20 protein-coding genes, 1 tRNA gene and 1 pseudogene are annotated in these 20,736 nt (G+C 30.8%); 20 read left to right on the forward strand and 2 right to left on the reverse strand.

Annotated elements, in window-relative coordinates; all coding sequences use genetic code 11:
• Positions 1–244: 244 nt before the first annotated feature.
• From C1715_RS03295 to C1715_RS03355, 13 genes are all read left to right on the forward strand, one after another.
• Positions 245–448 carry a DUF951 domain-containing protein gene (locus C1715_RS03295; protein WP_102399247.1) on the forward strand — a complete coding sequence of 68 codons (204 nt, stop codon included), beginning with the start codon at positions 245–247 and terminating at the stop codon, positions 446–448.
• A gap of 110 nt (positions 449–558) precedes the next feature.
• Positions 559–846 carry a 30S ribosomal protein S6 gene (gene rpsF, locus C1715_RS03300; RefSeq protein ID WP_102399248.1) on the forward strand — a complete coding sequence of 96 codons (288 nt, stop codon included), beginning with the start codon at positions 559–561 and terminating at the stop codon, positions 844–846.
• An 11-nt stretch (positions 847–857) separates the two neighbouring features.
• Complete coding sequence (locus C1715_RS03305) at positions 858–1,310, forward strand: single-stranded DNA-binding protein (RefSeq protein ID WP_102399249.1); 453 nt, start codon at positions 858–860, stop codon at positions 1,308–1,310.
• A gap of 26 nt (positions 1,311–1,336) precedes the next feature.
• On the forward strand, positions 1,337–1,573 hold the full coding sequence (gene rpsR / locus C1715_RS03310; RefSeq protein ID WP_102399250.1) for a 30S ribosomal protein S18: 237 nt from the start codon (positions 1,337–1,339) through the stop codon (positions 1,571–1,573).
• Between the two features lie 107 nt (positions 1,574–1,680).
• Positions 1,681–1,998, forward strand: coding sequence for a MazG-like family protein (locus C1715_RS03315; RefSeq protein ID WP_035293108.1), 318 nt, complete (start codon positions 1,681–1,683; stop codon positions 1,996–1,998).
• Between the two features lie 10 nt (positions 1,999–2,008).
• Positions 2,009–3,001 carry a DUF2232 domain-containing protein gene (locus C1715_RS03320; protein ID WP_102399251.1) on the forward strand — a complete coding sequence of 331 codons (993 nt, stop codon included), beginning with the start codon at positions 2,009–2,011 and terminating at the stop codon, positions 2,999–3,001.
• A 24-nt stretch (positions 3,002–3,025) separates the two neighbouring features.
• A complete protein-coding gene (locus tag C1715_RS03325; RefSeq protein WP_102399252.1) occupies positions 3,026–5,008 on the forward strand; it encodes a DHH family phosphoesterase in 1,983 nt (660 codons plus the stop codon).
• Complete coding sequence (gene rplI, locus C1715_RS03330; RefSeq protein WP_102399253.1) at positions 5,008–5,451, forward strand: 50S ribosomal protein L9; 444 nt, start codon at positions 5,008–5,010, stop codon at positions 5,449–5,451. The genes C1715_RS03325 and rplI overlap by 1 nt, the downstream gene beginning before the upstream one ends.
• Positions 5,452–5,481: 30 nt before the next feature.
• A complete protein-coding gene (gene lonC / locus C1715_RS03335; RefSeq protein WP_102399254.1) occupies positions 5,482–7,398 on the forward strand; it encodes a Lon family ATP-dependent protease in 1,917 nt (638 codons plus the stop codon).
• A gap of 13 nt (positions 7,399–7,411) precedes the next feature.
• On the forward strand, positions 7,412–8,746 hold the full coding sequence (locus tag C1715_RS03340; RefSeq protein ID WP_102399255.1) for a replicative DNA helicase: 1,335 nt from the start codon (positions 7,412–7,414) through the stop codon (positions 8,744–8,746).
• A gap of 217 nt (positions 8,747–8,963) precedes the next feature.
• Positions 8,964–9,818, forward strand: coding sequence for a DMT family transporter (locus C1715_RS03345; protein ID WP_102399256.1), 855 nt, complete (start codon positions 8,964–8,966; stop codon positions 9,816–9,818).
• A 230-nt stretch (positions 9,819–10,048) separates the two neighbouring features.
• A tRNA-Thr gene (locus tag C1715_RS03350) sits at positions 10,049–10,124 on the forward strand.
• Between the two features lie 271 nt (positions 10,125–10,395).
• The gene (locus C1715_RS03355) at positions 10,396–11,280 is read left to right on the forward strand and encodes a DUF4351 domain-containing protein (RefSeq protein ID WP_102399257.1); all 885 of its coding nucleotides are present in this window, start codon (positions 10,396–10,398) and stop codon (positions 11,278–11,280) included.
• Positions 11,281–11,851: 571 nt separating this feature from the next.
• Here C1715_RS03355 and C1715_RS03360 read toward each other — a convergent pair.
• Complete coding sequence (locus C1715_RS03360; protein ID WP_102399258.1) at positions 11,852–14,674, reverse strand: sigma-54-dependent transcriptional regulator; 2,823 nt, start codon at positions 14,672–14,674, stop codon at positions 11,852–11,854.
• A gap of 512 nt (positions 14,675–15,186) precedes the next feature.
• Between C1715_RS03360 and C1715_RS03370 the strand changes: the two genes are divergently transcribed.
• The 6 genes from C1715_RS03370 (at position 15,187) to dhaL (ending at position 20,050) form a co-directional block, all read left to right on the forward strand.
• Positions 15,187–15,657, forward strand: coding sequence for a PTS sugar transporter subunit IIA (locus C1715_RS03370; protein ID WP_102399260.1), 471 nt, complete (start codon positions 15,187–15,189; stop codon positions 15,655–15,657).
• Between the two features lie 51 nt (positions 15,658–15,708).
• A complete protein-coding gene (locus C1715_RS03375; RefSeq protein WP_341457733.1) occupies positions 15,709–15,999 on the forward strand; it encodes a PTS sugar transporter subunit IIB in 291 nt (96 codons plus the stop codon).
• A gap of 122 nt (positions 16,000–16,121) precedes the next feature.
• A complete protein-coding gene (locus tag C1715_RS03380) occupies positions 16,122–17,480 on the forward strand; it encodes a PTS galactitol transporter subunit IIC (protein WP_102399261.1) in 1,359 nt (452 codons plus the stop codon).
• Positions 17,481–17,510: 30 nt separating this feature from the next.
• A complete protein-coding gene (locus C1715_RS03385) occupies positions 17,511–18,173 on the forward strand; it encodes a class II aldolase/adducin family protein (protein ID WP_102399262.1) in 663 nt (220 codons plus the stop codon).
• A 5-nt stretch (positions 18,174–18,178) separates the two neighbouring features.
• Positions 18,179–19,183, forward strand: a complete 1,005-nt coding sequence (locus C1715_RS03390) for a dihydroxyacetone kinase subunit DhaK (protein ID WP_102399263.1) — start codon at positions 18,179–18,181, stop codon at positions 19,181–19,183.
• A 234-nt stretch (positions 19,184–19,417) separates the two neighbouring features.
• Positions 19,418–20,050: a dihydroxyacetone kinase subunit DhaL gene (gene dhaL, locus C1715_RS03395; RefSeq protein WP_102399486.1), complete on the forward strand. Its 633-nt coding sequence runs from the start codon at positions 19,418–19,420 to the stop codon at positions 20,048–20,050.
• A 102-nt stretch (positions 20,051–20,152) separates the two neighbouring features.
• Here dhaL and C1715_RS20260 read toward each other — a convergent pair.
• Positions 20,153–20,285: pseudogene (locus tag C1715_RS20260) on the reverse strand (IS982 family transposase); the annotation flags it as partial.
• A gap of 112 nt (positions 20,286–20,397) precedes the next feature.
• On the opposite strand from C1715_RS20260, the gene C1715_RS20265 reads away from it, so the two are divergent.
• Entirely contained in the window at positions 20,398–20,493 is a 96-nt protein-coding gene (locus C1715_RS20265) for an IS3 family transposase (RefSeq protein ID WP_146005364.1), read from the forward strand.
• Positions 20,494–20,736 lie beyond the last annotated feature (243 nt).

Raw genomic sequence — 20,736 nt, forward strand, 5'->3', positions numbered from 1 at the left:
TAAAGGGGCTTAGACATAAGCCTCTTTTGTATTTATTATAAGCCTAAGGGATTGAGACTATTTTAAGGACGGATTAGTTTTATTGCTCAAATAAGTAATAATATAGCATAAAAGCATAGATTTCTACTCCCTTATTAAGTTTCACTTTATTAGTTTTATTGGACTATGGTATAATATCATCACAAAAGGAAAGAATCAATAAATATAATTGGTAATATATAGCTGGTAAAAGTTATAATAAGGGGTGAAAAAAGTGAAAGAATTTGATATTGGATACATAGTGGAGATGAAAAAGGGTCATCCTTGTGGAGCTAATCAGTGGGAAATAATAAGAATGGGCGCAGACATAAAAATAAAGTGTGTAAAATGTGGTAGGATAGTTATGATCGAAAGAAATAAATTTGAAAAGAATATGAAGAAAGTATTAGAAATACCTAAAAGTTCTTAAAATAAATCCTTGCTTTTTATTTGTACCAATGTTAGAATATATTGATGTAATCCCTGCTGTAATACATAAAGATATTGCAGCCGTTAGTCCAGAGGGAGGAGGTGAACGTAATGAGAAAATATGAAACTCTATTTGTATTACACCCATCATTAGATGAAGAAGCTCTTAATGCTAATATTGAGAAATTCAAAGGTGTTATAGAAAATGGTGGAGGACAAATCGATAACGTTGACGTTTGGGGTAAGAGAAAGCTTGCTTACGAAATCGCAAAAGTTAACGAAGGAATATATGTCCTAATCAACTTCTCTGCAGATACTGATCTACCAAAAGAATTAGACAGAAACTTCAGAATTGCTGACAGTGTTATAAGACACTTAATAACTAATCAAGAAAACTAGGTGGTGTTTTGATGAATAAGGTTGTATTAATCGGAAGACTCACAAAAGACCCAGAACTTAAGTTTATCCAAGGCTCTGGCACAGCTGTTGCTACTTTTACAGTTGCTGTAGATAGAAGATTTAAGAGTCCAGGTCAACCAGAAGCGGATTTCATTCCAATTGTGGTATGGGGTAAACAAGCAGAATCTACTGCTAATTATATGAGTAAAGGAAGACTTATAGGAATTAGTGGAAGAATTCAAACAAGAAGCTACGAAGCTAAGGATGGCACTAGAAGATATGTCACTGAAGTTGTAGCTGAAGAAGTCCAATTCCTTGAGTGGGGAAATGGAAATAGATCATCTATGTCAAGCAATAATTCTGAGTATAATGAATCTTTTGATAATTTCTCAACAGAGGAATCAAAGGAGCAAAGTTTTGATGAGGATATAACTCCAATGGATGATGAGGATATCCCGTTCTAATTTAAAAGGTAAGGAGGTATTTGAAGATGGCAAATGAACGTAAAAGAGTTAAGAGAAGAAGAAAAAAAGTTTGTACTTTCTGTGCTGATAAAACAAAAGTTATAGACTACAAAGATATCAATACTCTTAAAAAGTACATAACAGAAAGAGGAAAGATACTTCCAAGAAGAATTTCTGGAAACTGTGCTAAACATCAAAGAGAATTGACAATTGCTATAAAGAGATCAAGAAATATAGCATTATTACCATTTACTACTGAATAGTAAGAAGTTAAGCAACACCTTTTGGTGTTGCTTTTTATTTTAACGTTGCATAAATATGAGGAAATAACTAAAATATAATATATAGGCGGGAAAGGGGATGGTATACTATGAAAAAGGACGATTTCAATATAATGGCAAATATTAAAATCATAGAAAGTTTGAAAGCTGATTTACTATGTGTGATAGGGCAGTTTTTTAAACTACTGACTAAGGGGAGTAATGTAGCTCAAAATGCTATTTTAAACTGTATTTCAGGTGCCATAATACTATTATACGTAATTGGAGATAGACTAGGATATTCTTTTATAACTATAGACGAAGAGATAAAAGATAAATTAAAATTGGGTATAATAGAAGAAGATGAAGTAGAAAAAGACGGAAAGGATTTAAGTAGACTGTATAATCATCTAAAAAAGAGAGAATAGTGGAGGACATATGAAAAATAAAAATATACGTACAAAATCAATAGTTGAAGCAGCATTACTTAGTGTATTAATAGTTATAGCTACTGCAGCAAATTTATATTTACCATTTTTCGAGTTTTTGGGTGTAGTAATTGTACCCTTGATAGTGAGTGTACTATTTATAAGGCATGATTTTAAGGTTACTATATTAGCTGTAATATGTAGTTTTATATGCATAATCCTGATAGGTAACGTATGGGCAGCATTTGTATTTATATGCTTAGATGTTTTACCCGGGCTAGCATTAGGGTATGGTATAAAAAACAAAAAATCTGTATTGTATACTTTGATAACTACAGCAATTGCATATATTATTGGAATGTTTTTGGCATTTTTTTTAGCAAGCAAGTTTATTTTTAATGTAGATTTATCTAGTGCTATAGATGAAACTGTGAAAATATATAACGAAAAAATGAAATCAGTTTTAGAACAATATAGGCAACTTGGAATAGGAGAAGATAAACTTGTTGAATTACAAAATAAAATGCCTAAATTAACTAGAGAATTAATAATTCATACTTTCCCAGGATATATGATGGTGATAGGCATGATATTTTCTTTCTTAAATTATATAGTAGCAGGAATTATATTAAGTAAATTAAATATTAAAATAAATAAAATTAAGAATTTTACTAGTTGGCATGTAAATGATAAGGTAGCAGCTATTACTATAGCACTTATGGCCATTGGAGTAATAATGAAATCTAAAAAAGTACCTGGAGCGGAATATATTTTATATATTGCCACTATTGTAGGTGGATTTATTTTCTTTATATTAGGTATATCTGTAATAGTTTATTTATTAAAATATAAATATAAAGTTTCAAAAACTAAGATGTTTATAATAATTTTAATAACTTTTATATTTAGAATTGGTAATATTTACTTCATAATAGGTATTATGGATAGTATTTTTAACATAAGAAAGCTGATAGAAGATTTCCAAGGAAATAGAAAGGCTTAAATAAAAACAAATTGAGGGGTAATTATGAAAAATAAAAGCAAAAATTCCATTGGTAACTCTAGATTGCAAATAGCCATAATTATATCTTTATTAGGAGTAATATTCTTCTACAATAAAATATTAGGCGCTGTAATTTTTATGTTCTGTACTTTTATAGCTATTTATATTTTTAGGATGAATAAGGTTAAAAAGGATGAATGGAGTGAAATAGAGAAGTTTTCTTCTAAGTTAGATATAGCTAGTCAAAACAACTTAGTAAAACTCCCATATCCTCTTATAATAGTTAGTGGCAAAGGTATTATATTGTGGTATAATGAAAAATTTCATAATATATCAAATGAACAAAAAATACTAGGAGAAAAAATTCAAAGTATAGCTAAAAAAGTGGATGTATTAAAGTTTTTAAATGGAACAGAAAAAATTTCTTTAGTGCCTATAGGAAATAAGTTTTATGATGTTAGTGCTAATGTGGTAACTATAAATGAGGAAAGTGAAAATCCTGATAAGGTAATACTTTTATATTTTATAGATGTAACAGAAAAGTATAAGCTTCTAAAATATGTGCAAGAGAATAAGGTGTCTATAATGTTAATAGAAGTAGATAACTTGGATGAAGTGGTTAAAACTACAGAAGAAGATAAAAAACCACTTTTAGTAGCAGAAATTGAAAGAAGTATAAATGGTTACGCACAAAATTTAAATGCTATGATAGAAAAGAAATCTCAAAACAACTATATATTGGCTGTTGAGGATAAATATATTCGTATGGAAATGGATAAGAAATTTGATATACTAGATCATATAAGGGATTTAGATATGGGTAATAAATTATCGGCTACTTTAAGTATAGGAGTAGGAGTAAACGGTAATAGTCCTCTTGAAAATCACAAATATGCCATAGCAGCTAAAGAATTAGCCCTAGGAAGAGGGGGAGATCAGGTAGTAGTTAAAAACAAGGATAAACTTAATTTTTATGGTGGTAAGACTAAGGAGTTTGAAAAGAGAACGAAGGTACGTGCTAGAGTTATAGCACATGCTCTAGTGCAACTTATCAATGAAAGCAGTAATGTTATTATAATGGGACATATAAACCCAGATGTGGATTCTTTAGGAGCTGCCATAGGAATAAATGCTGCATGTAGAATGCTTAAAAAGAAATGTAATATTATTGTTGATGAAGTTAACAATGGCATCAAAATAATATACAATAAAGTTAAAGAACTTAAGTTGTATGAAAGCACATTTATAAATTACGATGGTGTTAAAAAGATAATAGAGGATAATACTCTTTTAGTATTGGTTGATGTACATGGCATAGATTATGTACAGAATAGGGATATAGTTGATAAGTGTAATAGAATAGTAATAATAGACCATCATAGAAGAGGACCTAAGTATATAGATAAGAGTATTTTAAGCTATATAGAGGCATATGCTTCCTCTACCTCAGAGTTAGTAACAGAAATGCTTCAGTATATGGTAGAAAATCCGAAACTTAAAGTAGAAGAAGCAGAGGCATTATTGGCGGGCATATGTGTTGACACTAAGAACTTCTATTTTAAAACAGGGGTTAGGACCTTTGAGGCGGCAGCTTTTTTAAGAAGGCTTGGAGCCGACACCATAGATATAAAAAAGGTGTTTTCAAATGATTTAGATAGATATTTAAAGAGAGCAGAAATTATAAAATCTGCTAATGTTAGTAATAACGTAGCAGTGGCAATATGCCCGAAAGATATAAAAGACCCTATAGTAGCAGCACAGGCTGCAGACGAACTATTAAATATTACAGATATAGAGGCATCTTTCGTGCTTATAGAAATTGATAATGATATACTTATAAGTGGAAGATCCTTAGGTGACATAAATGTTCAAATAATACTAGAAAAGCTTGGTGGTGGTGGACACATTACCATGGCAGGAGCTAGAATTAAAGATAGCAGTATAAATGGGGTTTTTGAATTATTAAAGAAAGAAATAGACGAATACTTAAAGGAGAGTGACAAGTAATGAAGGTTATATTATTAAAAGATGTTAAGGGATTAGGAAAAAGTGGAGATGTAGCCAATACTTCTGATGGATACGCAAGAAATTATTTATTTCCAAAGAATTTAGCAAAAGAAGCAACTGATGGAAATGTTAAAGAATTAAATTTAAGAAAAGAAGTGGAGAGAAAGAAAAAATTAGAAGAAATGCAGAAGGCTCAAAAGTTAGCTGCAGATTTAAAGGGAAAAGAAGTTAAGATTGTAGCTAAAGCTGGCGAAGGTGGAAGATTATTTGGAGCTATCACAAGCAAGGATATTGCTGCGGCTATGAATAAACAATATCACATAGATATAGATAAGAAAAAAATAGTTTCAGATACAATAAAGCAAGAAGGGGTATATCAAGTGGAAGTTAAGGTATATCCAGAGGTGTCAACAAAAATAAAAGTAGTTGTGACTTCAAATTAGTACACACCGAAGGGAGGAACATCTTCTTTTATGAAGGTGGAAGATGAATTGAATAAGGAAATTGATAAAAGTGAAGTAATGGAATTAAAATTTGGTATATCTCTAAAGGAACATGTAGATGTGCTAGAGGAAATTATGAGAAACTCTTTTGAAAAAGGTACTATAAGAGCTAGAGTAGTTAGATATAAATTAGATAAGTATATAAAAAGTAAGAATGACTATGAAAGAATATATGCAATAAATAAGATAGTTACTGACGGAAAAGGTATAGATATAGTTCCAGATGACAAGAATATTAGAGAGGTTTTAGAGAAAACGGAAGATAATATTTCCGAAATTTTAGCGAAGAGATATGTGCAAAATCAAATAGAAAAAGAGATAGAGAAGCTTTTAGTAGAGAAACAAGATAAGTTTATGGATGAAATGAGAATGGGCATAATCAAAAAGAAGAAAGGCCCTGAGAATTCAAAAACTATTAAAAAGTATGAAAGTCTGAAAAAATTAGACGAGAGAAAAATATCTAAAAGCGTTCAAGCTTTGTTAAGACCTGAAAGTTTTTCAGAGATAGTTGGACAAGAAAGAGCCATAAAGTCTTTAATGTCAAAAATAGCTTCACCATACCCACAACACGTTATTTTATATGGGCCTCCAGGGGTAGGAAAAACTACTGCTGCAAGATTGGCTCTTGAAGAGGCTAAAAAGCTTGGATATACACCATTTAGTAAAGATGCTAAGTTTGTTGAAGTAGATGGAACTACTTTAAGATGGGATCCTAGAGAGATAACTAACCCGCTTTTAGGATCAGTTCATGACCCTATATATCAGGGGAGCAAGAGGGATTTAGCTGAAACTGGAATTCCAGAACCAAAGCCAGGTCTTGTGACAGAAGCTCATGGAGGCGTTCTTTTCATAGATGAAATAGGAGAGTTGGATAATATACTTCAAAATAAACTTTTAAAGGTGTTGGAGGATAAAAGAGTTGAATTTTCATCTTCTTATTATGATCCAGATGATGAAAGTACTCCAAAGTACATAAAATATTTGTTTGAAAATGGAGCACCAGCAGATTTTGCACTTATAGGGGCTACCACTAGGGAACCTGGTGAGATTAATCCAGCGCTAAGATCTAGATGTGTAGAAGTATATTTTGAGCCATTATCATCAAAAGATATAGAGGATATAGTTTATAATGCTGCTAAGAAGTTAAATGTTCAGTTAGAGGATGGAGTAGCAAGTTTAATAAGTAGATACACTATAGAAGGAAGAAAGGCTGTAAACATACTTTCAGATGCCTATGGATATGTACTTTATAACAAAAAAGAAAATAAATTTAATGAAGATAAAGTGAATATAACCATAAAGGATATTGAAGATACAATATCCATAGGAAGACTTATACCTTATGAAAAAGAGGTAGACTTAAATAAATCTGAGGTGGGTCATGTAAATGGACTTGGAGTATCAGGATATATTGGATCTGTTATAGAAATAGAAGCAGCTGTGTTTGAAGCTAGAGAAAAGGGAAAAGGAACTATAAGATTCAATGATACAGCAGGTTCCATGGCTAAGGATTCTGTATTTAATGCAGCCTCTGTCATAAGGAAAATTACAGATAAGGATATAAGAGACTATGATATACATGTAAATGCCATAGGTGGAGGAAAAATAGACGGTCCTTCAGCTGGAGCAGCTATAACTGTTTGTATTATAAGTGCGCTTTTAAATAAACCTATAAGACAGGATATAGCTATAACTGGAGAAATATCTCTTAGAGGTAATGTAAAGCCTGTAGGTGGTATTTTTGAAAAAATATTTGGAGCTAGAAGAAAAGGCATAAAGCAAGTTATAGTTCCTAAAGATAATGAAAGTGAAGTACCAACAGGACTTACAGATATACAAGTTAAATCAGTAGATACTATAGAAGAATTATTAAAAATTGTGTTTTAAGGAGAAATGATATATGGAGATGCCTCTTAGAAGTTTACCTCACAATATAGAAGCGGAGCAGGCAGTTATAGGATCCATGTTTATAGATAAGGCTGCTATAGCAGAGGTCACTGAAACATTAATTTCTGAAGATTTCTATAAGGATCACCATAAGGTGCTTTTTGGAGCAATATATGAATTGTTTCAACAGGATACACCTATAGATATGATAACCTTAATAGAACATTTAAGAGCTAATGGAAATTTGGAGGAGTGTGGAGGTATATCTTATATAACCGAAATAAGTAACTCCGTACCTACTACAGCTAACTTGACTTCACATATTAAAATAGTTAAGGATAAATCCATTTTAAGGAAACTTATTAAATCTTCTACAGAAATAATAGAAGAAAGTTATAAGAGTCATGGTGCTGTAGAAAATGTAATAGATTTAGCAGAAAGAAGAATATTCAATATTGCAGAAAATAGAACTACCAGTGATTTTGAGCCTATGAACACAGTTTTGGAAAGAGGCTTTTTAGAGATAGAAAGACTTTTTAATAATAAAGGGGAGATAACTGGCGTTCCTACAGGATTTCCTGAATTGGATGATAAGACATCAGGATTTCAAAGGGGAGATATGATTCTAATAGCTGCAAGACCTTCCATGGGAAAAACTACATTTGCTCTTAATATAGCTCAGTATGCAGCACTAAGAGGTGGAAAAAGCGTGGCTGTATTTTCTCTAGAAATGTCTAAAGAGCAACTTGCCTATAAGCTTTTATGTGCAGAAGCAAATGTAGATATGCTTAAACTGAGAACAGGAGATTTAGAGGACAAGGACTGGGAAAACATAGCTAAGGCATCAGGACCTTTAGCAGCGGCAAAAATATATATAGATGATACTGCTGGAGTTTCAGTTATGGAAATGAGATCTAAATGTAGAAGACTTAAAATAGAGCATGGTATAGATCTTATTGTAGTAGACTACTTACAGCTTATGAGTGGAAGTAGTGGGAGTGAAAGTAGACAGCAGGAAGTTTCTGAAATATCCAGATCTATAAAAGCTTTAGCTAAAGAGATGAAGTGTCCAGTTATAGCACTTTCTCAGCTATCTCGTGCTCCAGAGCAAAGAGCAGACCACAGACCAATGCTTTCTGACCTTAGAGAGTCTGGATCTATAGAGCAGGACGCAGACGTGGTTATGTTTCTTTATAGAGATGAATACTACAATAAGGAAACAGAGGACAAAAATGTGGCGGAATGCATAATAGCAAAGCAGAGAAATGGTCCAACAGGTACTGTTAAGTTAGGATGGCTTGGACAATATAGTAAATTTGCAAGGTTAGATATAATACATCAAGAGTAGTGAGTAAATAATGTATTAGTTAAGGCACATTCAAATAAATAACAAGTCAGTATGCTAGTCTATTTTGCGTCATACTGCGTCAGCAGAACCCACCGATAGTTCTACTAGCGGCGGAACCTGCTTCCTTGTCTGACACAAAATATACCAGCATCTTTGACTTGTTATTTATTTTCATGTACCTAAACTAATAGGATGAAGGGAGAATCATAAAATTTTTATGAAAAAAGGATACATATATTCAATAATATCCGCAGTACTATTTGGAAGTGCTGGTTTATTTGTAAAATATGCTCATAGCACTGGCTTGGAGTCTGTAAGTCTTTTAACCATACAATACATATTTGCAATTATAATAATGTTTAGCTTAATAATGATAAAAAATAATAGAGAAGTTAAAGTTAATAAGAGAACACTTATAAATTTGGCTATAATGGGAGTAGTAGGTAATACATTTATGACTGTATTTTACTACAAGGCTTTTGAATATCTTCCAGTTCCATTAGTAACTATACTACTTTATACTTATCCTATAATGGTGTTTTTTTATTCAACAATTTTTAAGAAAGAAAAAGTTACACTAAAGAAGTCCTTGGCAGTGGCATTAGCTTTTTTTGGGTGCATTCTTACTTTAGAGCTTCTAAGTGGTGAAATACAGTATTCTATAAAAGGAATAACATACGGGATTTTATGTGCTATTTTTTATGCTTTTATGAATATATTTACCGAAAGCAAACTAGAAAATGTGCCTCCGCTTACTATAAATGCATACTCTACTTTGTTTTCTCTTATAGCACTTTTAATTTATAAGCCTTTGACCTATTCAACGGTAGGTTCTCTAAGTGTGAAGGGGATAAGTTCTATAATAATTCTTGCAGTATTTTGTGAAGTAATACCTCTTACGCTTTTATATGCAGCCATATCATATATAGGAGCCCTTAAAGTTTCTATCATAGCAAATCTTGAGGTACCCAGCGCAGTTTTTATAGCTTTTTTATTCTTAGGAGAAACAGTTTCTATTACCCAAGCAGTGGGAATTGTTTTGGTCATCGTGGCAACCATGTTGATAAAGTAAAAAATTGTGGTGGAACACAATTTTTAGAGGGCTGGAGGGCTGGAGGATTAGGGGGCTAGAGGGCTAGTTAAGGTGGATTTTCCTCCGCTATGCTATGGAAAATCTTTAATTGTGGATCATGCCATTAAATTTCAGGTAATTAGGGCCTTGAGGCATAAATTTATTACCAATTTACGTTCTTGATCAATTTGAAAAAATTATCATAATATGATAAAATATTCTGGTGAAATGCTCCTGTAGCGCAGCTGGTAGCGCAACTGATTCGTAATCAGTAGGTCAGGGGTTCAAATCCCCTCAGGAGCTCCAGTAGTTTATAAAACGTTTAATATCAATGGTTCAGGCTGATTTTAGTCTGAGCCTTTTTAAGTTTTGAGGATTAATTAAAGTGGACAAAACTATTAACTTCAAATATATAGGGAAATATATTCGGTAGATTTGATAAGGAAGGATAAATAGGTGAACATCATCGATAAGCTTATTTAAGGCAAAGAATTATATAATCTAAAGCAAAGAATGTAATTTTTTCATTGTAATGTGGTAAAATTATAATATACTAAACAAAAAAGGTGGAAAACAGATGGTTAAAAGAAAAGTAAAAAATGTTGAAGATGCTGTTATGAAAAGTATCTTGGATGTTTTTAAAGAGGATGCATTGAAGTTTTTTGGAATAGATTCTAAAATAATAACTGCTGCAAGGACTGAATTAAAAGATTTGCAGATTAACACATCATTTATGGATTATACCTTTTTACTGGATGATGGTTCATTTATACATTTTGAATTTCAAACTACAAATAATAAACAGGACTTAGCAAGATTTTTAGCATATGATGCTGTGCTTCATTACAAAGAAAATAGACCTGTTAATACAATTGTTGTATATTCGTCAAGCATTAAGAATGCAAAAACAAGTATTGATGTAGGTTCTATTAAATATTCAGTTCAAGCTTTTTATATGGATAAAATTAATGGTGATGAGCAGTATGAACATTTAAAAAATAAGATAAAGCAGGGTGAAGTATTAACAAGACAGGATTTATTGGCATTGGTGTTTTTACCTATAATGCATAGTGAAAAAGATAAAAATGAACGTATTATAGAATCAATAAAATTGGCAAAAGAAATAAAAGATAAGGAAAATCAGATGAATTCATTGGCACTGCTGTATGCCTTTGCAGAAAAGTTTATTGATGATAAAAATATTGAAAGGGTCAAGGAGGTGTTCAGAATGACTGAACTTGGGAAATTGTTAAAAGAAGAAGGTATTGAAGAAGGCATAAAAGAAGGTAGAAAGCAGGAATTATTAAGAACATCTACAAAACTACTTACAAAGAAATTTGGTGTATTACCTGATGAAATAAAAGAAAAACTTGAAAAGGCAGATATAACAGTATTAGAAATAATTGTTGATGATATATTAGATTTTAACAAGCTTGAAGAAGTGAATAAATATTTGAAGTAAGAAGTCTGTAATGGGCTTCTTTTTTAGCGTTTATTTTTATTTTGTATCATTGAAGTATAATGGAACAACTCAAATGATAGGAATACTTGATGAACATAAAAAGAGTATGGTTTCTATAAGGGATTTTTACACTATACAATATGGAGTGTAAGATAAAGTAAGGACTATTGTTTTAATCAATGAAAGTGGTTTGTATTTAGTAGTGTTAAGAAGTAGAAAAAACAGGTAAGGATTGCTGTAGAACAAAAAAAGCTTATGCTTGAAGCTGCTAATTTAAAACTTCAAAAGGATAATAAATTATTGCTAGTAGAAAACAACTTACCACACCCCATTGAAAATTCTGCAATTGTATGATACCCTTTTAAAAAAAGGATGCCCGTTACACAGTTGAGGTGTAAAATCGGCGTAAAGCATTGATATATAAGGAGCTGGTAGCGCAACTGATTCGTAATCAGTAGGCCGCAGGTTCAAATCCTGTCGGGAGCACCAAAAAAAGTAGCTATTACACTTATTAGTTAGTGTAATAGCTACTTTTTTAACAGTTTTATTATAGAAATTAATTTTTTACAAGTTATCTATTAATAACTTGTACTATATAGCAGATCTCATCATCATTAATACAAATATCATATTCTTTTTCAAGTAAAGTACAGGCGGTTTTTATGGACATGAATTTTTCTAAGTTATTTAATTTAAAATTTTCTACATTGTCAAATTTAACTTTGTCTCCATGTATACACCTATCTAGCATACAGCCCATATGAAGCATTAAATCCATAATATTATTTTTATTATTGTAAGAATCATCTAAACCTAATTTTATGATAAATTTTTTAATATTAGATATGGCAATTTTAGGATTAACAAATTTTAAATATTCCTCTAGCATTTCTTTAGATAATTCATATACGCTTTTAGAATTCTCTTTTTCACCATTTTTATTAAATGCATCTTTTTCAAATTTAGTATCTAAAAATTTAGTAAATTCTTCTTTGAAAGAATTATTTAAAATTTTATTAATGGGGAAATATGGAACATTTAAGTTTGGATTTATGCTGCCAACACAAGCTATTATATGGTATTTGTTTGTAAAACTTTTTATATTATTTTTAACTTCGGAGTAATTAGTTGCGAGTATTTTAATATGTTTTTTATATTCTTCGTTTAAATTATCCAATAAAATCTTTTTAGCTATCATACCTCCACCTTGACCAGTAACACATAAAGTGAGTATTGCCTTTGGCTTTTTAATAGGTTTAAGAGTAAAAGAGGAGGAATTTGAGGAAAGAGAGTCACATATGGTATCTAAATCCTCGTTGTTATACATTACTTTTCTTAAAGCTTCTAAGAGAATCAAGGTAGATATATTACATAGGGTTCTTACCTTTATGCCTGTTTCCTTTTCCAGATTAGTACCAAAGTTACACAGTGAACCCATATCTACGGCAACAAGTATTCCATGCCCCTTATTTACAGCTACTGCTGTGGATTTAAATTTTGTGTATATGTCCTGAATGTTTGCATCTAATGGCATATCTATGGCTTTTATAATATCACTATTAAGAAGTTTATTAGCAACATCGGCCATACTAGAAGCTGTGCTATTACCATGACATAGAATAATTATTGGTATGTTTGAATTAGTACATGTATCAATTTTATTATTGGCTAAAAGTATGGATAGGAAACCCTTTTCATCTTCAGGCACAATTACACCAAATTTATCACTAATTTTTTTTACAAGTACTTTTGAAGCATTGTATTCATTAGGGTGAGATAAACGAGCTTTAAGTAAATTTGAATTTACAACAGGTTCACCCTCTCTGATTCTTTGTAGCAAAGAATTAATATGAAAAGCAAAGGCAAATATAAATTTTGGATTTAAAGAAGTATGAAGTTCTTTTTCTGCTATACTAATTAATTCTATGGAGGTATTTACCACTTCTTCAGGCACTATTTTGTAGAGAGCAGTTTTATTTATATTTTTAACATTAATTTTGTTAAGCATATTTTTGAAGTGGTCTTTTATTATATTGTCTATTTTTGAATCAATTTCTTCCTTTGATAAATTGGATTTTTTATATTTACTTACATAATATGTTATTTTTTTATATATGTTATCGTTTATTTTTTCGGGATGAAAAATTTTATAATTTCCAGGTGATAAAACTAAATAATTCTTAAACATTTCTAAATATGATTTATCTTCATTTCTAATTTCACTGTTACTAAAAACAAAATCAATAATATCTTCGCTAAGCATCTTAAATTCTACAGTAATGGTGCTGTTGTTTTTAAGATGATTTAAAAAAGATTTAGCACATATGAGTTTTACCTCTGATTTTAATTGCCCTATATTACCTATTTTAAATGGATATAAAGCTAAAGCTTTTAAAACTTCTGGAGATATTTTTATCTCTTTATTTAAATTTGTACACTCATAGTAAAATAAAGTTTCTATAACTTCCATTTTTTCTTGAATGGATTTTTTCCTGAAAGGTGGAAGAGTAATTATAACAGGAATTCTTCTTAAAAAAGTGGATAATAAAGATTTATGAGGATCCTCTGTGGTAGCAGCAATGATCATCACATTACTTTTATGAGTACAATTGGATTCACCTAGTCTATGATATTCACCTTTATCTATAAGGGAAAATAACATCTCTTGACCATCAGAAGGTAATCTATGAACTTCATCAAGGAAAAGTATACCTCCATTAGCCTTTGAAACTAAACCATCTTTATCACAATTAGCGCCAGTAAAAGAACCTTTAACATGTCCAAAAAGTTGGGATAGCAAAAGTTGCGGATTGTTGAAATAATCAGAACAATTGAAAGAAACAATAGGATAAACTTTTTCATCTAATTTTTTATTGATTTTTGCATACTGGTACATGGCCAATGCAAAAGTGCTTTTTCCAACACCACTTTCTCCTAAAAGTAAAGTATGTAGACCTTTAGGCGGATACATAAGGGCAGCCTTAGCTTGTTCGATTTGAGTTAAAAGACTGCTATGCGATCCAATTAATTGGTTAAAAGGATCCTTCTTAATAGTACTATTATCGTTAATACTAGGATTATTTATTGAGTAAATACAATTTCTGAATTTCTCTAGACTATATATAATATTTGATTCATTTTCATTAATTAGATTACAGTCAATGAGAATTTGTTTTGGGAAAAAAGACACAGGTCTAGAGTTTATTTTAATTAATTTATCCTGCTTAACTAACTGATTTAAAATAGTACTAGCATTATTTCTTACAATGTTAAAAGTATTTTCTATTTCGGTAGCATCCACACCTATGTAATTATTATTATTAATACAATTTTTAATATAAGATAAAGTTATCTTGTTAGTTATATAATCAAATATTGCATCTATGTTTTTCAAAATATCACCTACAATTTTTCCTTTTTAAAATTTATAGTCTTGAATTTATCAAAGGCTTTAGGAGAAGAAATATTTTTTGAAAATTTGTTTAAAAACATAGCAAGAGCAAAGGTTAATAGAGTTAAGTAAATATTATGATATATTAGGGAAAAAATAAAAAGTATTAGATTTAAAAAAACAAAAAGGTACCAAATAGAATTTTTCAATGAAATAATCTCCTTTGGAATTTTAAATAAATTATATTTATCTCAATCATAATATAATAATTTTGAAAATACAACCATAATACTCGATTGAATTGTACGATATTAAGAATTGTTAGAATTGTTAGATATCTAAATTTAAAATTAAGGATTAAGAAAAGTTATGCACTAATAAATTTAAAATTTGTTAGTGCATAATTTAATAAGAAAACATTTACAAATCCAAGGATTGTAAGCTTATGCACTAAATTGGCATTGAAATTGCTATAGATTTAAATATAAAAAGCATAAGAAAAGGAGAATAGGAACATGAAAGAGGATGTATCATTATTAAATGAAGAATTTATAATATTAGATTATGAAGCAGAGGATAAAGAAAGCTTGCTAAGAGGTTTAGCAAATATATTAGAAGAAAAAGGATACGTAAAAGATACATACATTGATGGAGTTTTGCAAAGAGAAGAAGAATTCCCAACAGGACTTAATACCCCAGGGGTAGGTGTAGCAATTCCACATACATATGCAAAACATGTTGAAAAGCCAACTATACTTGTAGCAAAGTTAAAAAATTCGGTTGTTTTTAAAGAAATGGGTAGTGATATTAATGATGTGGAAGCAAAATTAATATTTATGTTAGCTATTAAAAATCCTGATCAACAAGTAAAAACATTAAGTAAATTAATGTCTATATTTTCAAATGAGGAAATCCTTTTAAATATATATAATTCTCATGAAAAAAGTCAAATAAATTCAATACTAAAAAATGTTTTAGAAAAATAATATAGGTAATTAAAAATTAAAATATATTAAAAAAAAAGGGAGGATATTATTATGGGTAAAATTAAAAAAATCTATGTAGCGTGTGGTTCAGGTGTAGCAACATCTCAAACTGTTGCATCAAAAATTTCTAGTATGTGTGAAGATGAAAAGTTACCTGTTAGTGTAGAAGCTGTAGATATTAAGTCACTAGAAAGTCTAATTGATCAATGTGATATTTATGTATCTATAGTTCCACTAAAATCACAAAACTGGGATAAACCAACTATAAGTGGAATACCATTTTTAACAGGCATGGGAATTGATGCAGAATTCGAAAAGCTTAAAAATTATATAAATGAATAGAAAAATATAAAAAATAAAAAATATCTCCCAGATTTATTTTATGAATCTAGGAGATAGAAATAAAAAAATAAGCTATTTTATCTTATCATAAAAAATAAAAAAAGAAAATGGGAGGTTAGAATATGAATACTATAATACATTATATTCTAGATTTAGGCGCAGCTGTATTTTTACCTGTTATAATGATTTTACTAGGACTTTGTATGAAAATGAAACCTAAAAAAGCAATAATAGCTGGCTTAACATTAGGAATAGCCTTTACAGGGATGAATTTAATTCTAGAATTTATGTTTGGGGCTATAAGTCCAGCAGCCAGTGAATTTGTAAAAGCTACAGGAATAAAGCTAAATTCAATAGATGTAGGTTGGGCACCAATGTCAGCCATTGCTTGGGCGTGGCCGTATGCACTTTTAGTTTTCCCTATAACAATAGGTATAAATATATTGATGTTAGTTTTGGGATGGACAAACTGTTTAAATGTAGATTTATGGAATGTTTGGGGTAAAATATTTACCGCAACATTAGTAACAGCTGTTACTAAGAGTGTTCCACTTGGAATAATTGCGGCAGCAGTTCAAGTAATAGTGGAACTTAAAAATGCAGATATTACACAAAAGCAATTATATGAATTAACTAAAATACCTGGAATAGCATGTACTCACTGTATGACATTAACAGCTGTTTTACTAGCACCTATAAATAGATTACTAGATTTTGTGCCAGGATTAAATAAGAGTAATATAGATGCAGCAAAACTTAAGGAGAAAATAGGTGTATTTGGTGAAAATAGTGTTATGGGATTTATAGTAGGTGCACTTATTGCACTATTTGCAAAATATGATTTAAAAGGAATATTAAATACTGCAGTTCAAGTTTCAACAGCATTGGTACTTTTCCCAATGGTAGCAAAATTGTTTATGCAAGCTCTTGCACCAATTGCTGATGCAGTAGGAGATTTTATGAAGAAAAAATTCAAAGACAGAGAATTATATATAGGACTTGACTGGCCATTCCTTGCTGGAATATCAGAAATATGGGTTGCAGCTATATTAATGGTTCCAATAGAACTAGTACTTGCAGTAATTATGGCTAAAACAGGATCAAACACAGTATTACCTTTAGGATCAATAATTAATATATCTGTAGTAGTTCCAGCTATGATAGTAACAGGTGGAAATATAATTAGAATGTTAGTATTAAGTACTATAGTAACACCATTATTCTTAATAGTAGCAACTAACTTCAGTGGAACAGTTACTAGTCTTGCAAAAGCTGTTGGAAGTATAACAGTGCCAAATGGACAATTCTTAAGTTGGTTTGCATTTGAAGTGCCTGCTCTAAGATGGGGATTAGCACATGGATTTAATATAATACATGGAGAAATAGCTGGCTTAGCAGTGCTAATAGGTTTAGCAGTACTATTTTTCTGGTATGCTAAATATATGAAGAAAAAAGATGAGGCACTAGATTCTTTAAAGTAAAATTTATTAATATAATGAGGAGGAATTTTGATGTTAGAAGAATTAAAGAAAAAGGTAGTAGAAATTGCTAGAGAAGCAGATAAATCTGGATTATGTAAGCATAAATCAGGCAATTTTAGTATAAGAGATAAAGAGTCTGGATATGTAGTAATTACTCCATCAGGAGTTGCAAGAGAAAAATTAACTTATAGAGATGTTTGTGTTATAGATTTGGATGCAAATGTAATAGAGATGGAAACAAATTTAAGACCTTCTAGTGAAGTTATGATGCATCTTGAGGCTTACAAGGCAAGACCAGACATAAATGCTGTAGTACATACTCATTCTAGATTTGCAACATCCTTTGCGGTACTAAGAAAGGAAATTCCTGCAGTAGTATATGAGTCAATGTCTTATGGCGGAACAGTACCTGTAGCATCTTATGGAAGACCAGGCACAAGAGCTCTTGCAGAGAGTGTAATTGAACCATTGAAAAAGTCAAATGCATGTTTATTAGAAAGTCATGGAGTAGTAGCTGTAGCTGAAAATATTGACGATGCACTTTTAAATGCTCATTATGTAGAAGAGATAGCAGAGGTATATTTTAGAGCTCTACTTATAAACGGAGGCAAGGAACCTAATGTTTTACCACAAGATGAATTACAGAGCTGGGCATATCCTTCTGAAATAAATTTTGATAAAGTGAGAAGGTAAAAAATATGAAGAAATTAATAAATAGACCAGAAGATTTTGTAAGAGAAACCGTAGAAGGAATTATAACGGCCCATAGTGAATGTCTTAAGATGGTAAATAATAATTTTAGATGTATAGTAAGAGCTGATGAAAAGAAAAAGGGTAAGGTAGCTATTGCAACGGGAGGTGGCTCAGGTCACCTACCTACTTTTCTAGGATATGTAGGATATGGATTAGCTGATGGAGTAACTGTAGGAAATGTATTTGCATCACCAAGTGCAGAATGTATGTATGAAGTGGACAAGGCAATAGAAAATGGTGCTGGAGTTTTACATTTGTATGGGAATTATGGCGGAGACAGAATGAACTTTGGCATGGCACAGGATATGGCGGAAATGGATGATATACAAGTTGAAGAAGTACTTGTGACAGATGATGTAGCTTCAGCACCAAAAGGAAAAGAATCAAATAGAAGGGGTGTAGCTGGCCTTTTCTATGCGTATAAAATAGCTGGTGCAGCTGCAGAAAAAATGTATGAATTAAATGAAGTAAAAAGGCTAGCACAAAAAGCAGTTGATAATACAAGAACCATGGGAGTGGCACTTACTTCCTGCATAGTTCCAGAAGTAGGCAAGGAAACATTTTCAATTGATGACAATGAAATGGAAATAGGTATGGGAATACACGGAGAACCGGGTATTAAAAGGTGTGAGTTAAAACCTTTAGATGAAGTTGTAGATTATATAATTAATAAAATATTGGAAGACTTACCTTTTGAAGAGGGAAGCGAAGTATCTATTTTAGTAAATGGATTAGGAGCAACACCAAAGGAAGAACTATATATAGCATATAGAAAAGCTTGTAAAGTGTTAGAGGAAAAGAAAATAAAAATATATAGAAATTATATAGGCGAGTTTGCTACATCTCTTGAGATGGCAGGTATGTCTATAACATTACTAAAACTTGATGAGGAACTTAAAGAATTATTAGATTTCCAAGCTTATTCACCATTTTTTCAACAATTTAAATAATTTATAGGGAGGGAGGTGAACTGTTGTATTAAATCTACCAAAATATAATAGAACCTAATATAAATTCACATGTATATTTTATCTTATTTTGTGTATGATATTAATTAGCTATTGTGAATCCCATACATTGCGAAAGTGGTGTAATCATAGGGTAGAACCTTGAGGGTGTTAGTGTATGAATAAGGAATAAATCTCTAAATATTAGCTTTGAGTAGATTTTATACAACGGTGAGCATGGAAAATATAACAAAGTTATTTATAAAGGATATATTAGAATGTATAGTAGGTGTTTTATACGAACAAAAAGATTATTTAACGGAACTAGATTCTGCCATGGGAGATGGGGATCTGGGAATAACCATGACTACTGGATTTAAGTACTTATATGAGGAATTTGATAAAATCGAATCTAATGACTTAGGAAATATATTTATGAAACTTGGAATGCTTATGAATTCTAAAGTTCCGTCTACCATGGGTACTTTAATATCAATATGTTTAATAAAAGGAGCTAAAGAAACAAAGGGTAAGGAAGAATTAACTCTTGAAGATTTAACATCGATAGGGAAAGCAGCTATCAATGGTGTTATGGAAAAGGGAAGAGCAAAAATTGGAGATAAGACTATGCTGGATGCGTTATATCCAGCAGTGGAAGCCCTAGAGCAATCTTTAAAGTCAGAAGTTAACATTAAAGAAGCTTTTAAAATGGCATATGAAGCTGCAGAGCAGGGAGTTGAGAACACAAAAGAATTAAAATCAGTACATGGAAGAGCAGCTTATTATGGAGAAAAATCCTTGGGAAGACCAGATTCGGGAGCAGTAGCTGTTATGCTTATTTTTAAAGGTATAATGCTAAGTTTCATATAAATTAACCCGATACGCTAAATAAAAAAACAATTCCCGTATATTCATATTTAGGTTTATTATTCCGTAGATTTAGTGGGTAGCATGACTATTAAAGTTATAATTAATATTTCTTGGGTTTTTAATATGTGACGGAGTTAGTTCTTTGTAAGTATTATTAATTATAACAAATATGGTGGTTATAAAGTCTTTTAAACCCTCTATAACTGTATGAATCTTTATTATAAAGCTCTAGCATGTATGTTCCCCCTCATTAAATTGGTTATGCTTTTTAATGATAGGTTAGCATATTGTGCTGGAGTTTTTTTATTTGTAAATATTGCTGGTGAAAGAACTAGCACAACAAGTTAATTAATGATTACATAAAGTTTTATAATGATGAAAGAATTCATGGTAGTTTAGATTATATGAGTCCAAATGAATTTATGAGAAAAACTATGAATTAATTAGTATTCGTTAGAAAATGTTGATAATTGAGGGAGCAATCCGCAACTTTACAATGGCACTCTGGAGGATTATTTCAAAAGGTCATGGCAGGAGAAGGCATCGCTTAGGCTTGTTCAAACGGCTGAACTATGGACAGTAAAAATGGTGAGTTAACACTTGAAGTGATATAAAATTTATCTTAGTATAGTAAATATTAAAGGGTTGCTTTTATAGATGTTTATAAATAGGAGGTGATGATATGA

Origin of the sequence: Haloimpatiens massiliensis (assembly GCF_900184255.1) — a bacterium.
GTDB lineage: Bacteria > Bacillota > Clostridia > Clostridiales > Clostridiaceae > Haloimpatiens > Haloimpatiens massiliensis.

What these genes read in the sequence shown, in the direction of transcription:
- rpsF (WP_102399248.1), top strand. Translation starts at nt 559, where the DNA reads ATGAGAAAATATGAAACTCTATTTGTATTACACCCATCATTAGATGAA.
- C1715_RS03305 (WP_102399249.1), top strand. Translation starts at nt 858, where the DNA reads ATGAATAAGGTTGTATTAATCGGAAGACTCACAAAAGACCCAGAACTT.
- rpsR (WP_102399250.1), top strand. Translation starts at nt 1,337, where the DNA reads ATGGCAAATGAACGTAAAAGAGTTAAGAGAAGAAGAAAAAAAGTTTGT.
- C1715_RS03315 (WP_035293108.1), top strand. Translation starts at nt 1,681, where the DNA reads ATGAAAAAGGACGATTTCAATATAATGGCAAATATTAAAATCATAGAA.
- C1715_RS03320 (WP_102399251.1), top strand. Translation starts at nt 2,009, where the DNA reads ATGAAAAATAAAAATATACGTACAAAATCAATAGTTGAAGCAGCATTA.
- C1715_RS03325 (WP_102399252.1), top strand. Translation starts at nt 3,026, where the DNA reads ATGAAAAATAAAAGCAAAAATTCCATTGGTAACTCTAGATTGCAAATA.
- rplI (WP_102399253.1), top strand. Translation starts at nt 5,008, where the DNA reads ATGAAGGTTATATTATTAAAAGATGTTAAGGGATTAGGAAAAAGTGGA.
- lonC (WP_102399254.1), top strand. Translation starts at nt 5,482, where the DNA reads ATGAAGGTGGAAGATGAATTGAATAAGGAAATTGATAAAAGTGAAGTA.
- C1715_RS03340 (WP_102399255.1), top strand. Translation starts at nt 7,412, where the DNA reads ATGGAGATGCCTCTTAGAAGTTTACCTCACAATATAGAAGCGGAGCAG.
- C1715_RS03345 (WP_102399256.1), top strand. Translation starts at nt 8,964, where the DNA reads ATGAAAAAAGGATACATATATTCAATAATATCCGCAGTACTATTTGGA.
- C1715_RS03355 (WP_102399257.1), top strand. Translation starts at nt 10,396, where the DNA reads ATGGTTAAAAGAAAAGTAAAAAATGTTGAAGATGCTGTTATGAAAAGT.
- C1715_RS03370 (WP_102399260.1), top strand. Translation starts at nt 15,187, where the DNA reads ATGAAAGAGGATGTATCATTATTAAATGAAGAATTTATAATATTAGAT.
- C1715_RS03375 (WP_341457733.1), top strand. Translation starts at nt 15,709, where the DNA reads ATGGGTAAAATTAAAAAAATCTATGTAGCGTGTGGTTCAGGTGTAGCA.
- C1715_RS03380 (WP_102399261.1), top strand. Translation starts at nt 16,122, where the DNA reads ATGAATACTATAATACATTATATTCTAGATTTAGGCGCAGCTGTATTT.
- C1715_RS03385 (WP_102399262.1), top strand. Translation starts at nt 17,511, where the DNA reads ATGTTAGAAGAATTAAAGAAAAAGGTAGTAGAAATTGCTAGAGAAGCA.
- C1715_RS03390 (WP_102399263.1), top strand. Translation starts at nt 18,179, where the DNA reads ATGAAGAAATTAATAAATAGACCAGAAGATTTTGTAAGAGAAACCGTA.
- dhaL (WP_102399486.1), top strand. Translation starts at nt 19,418, where the DNA reads ATGGAAAATATAACAAAGTTATTTATAAAGGATATATTAGAATGTATA.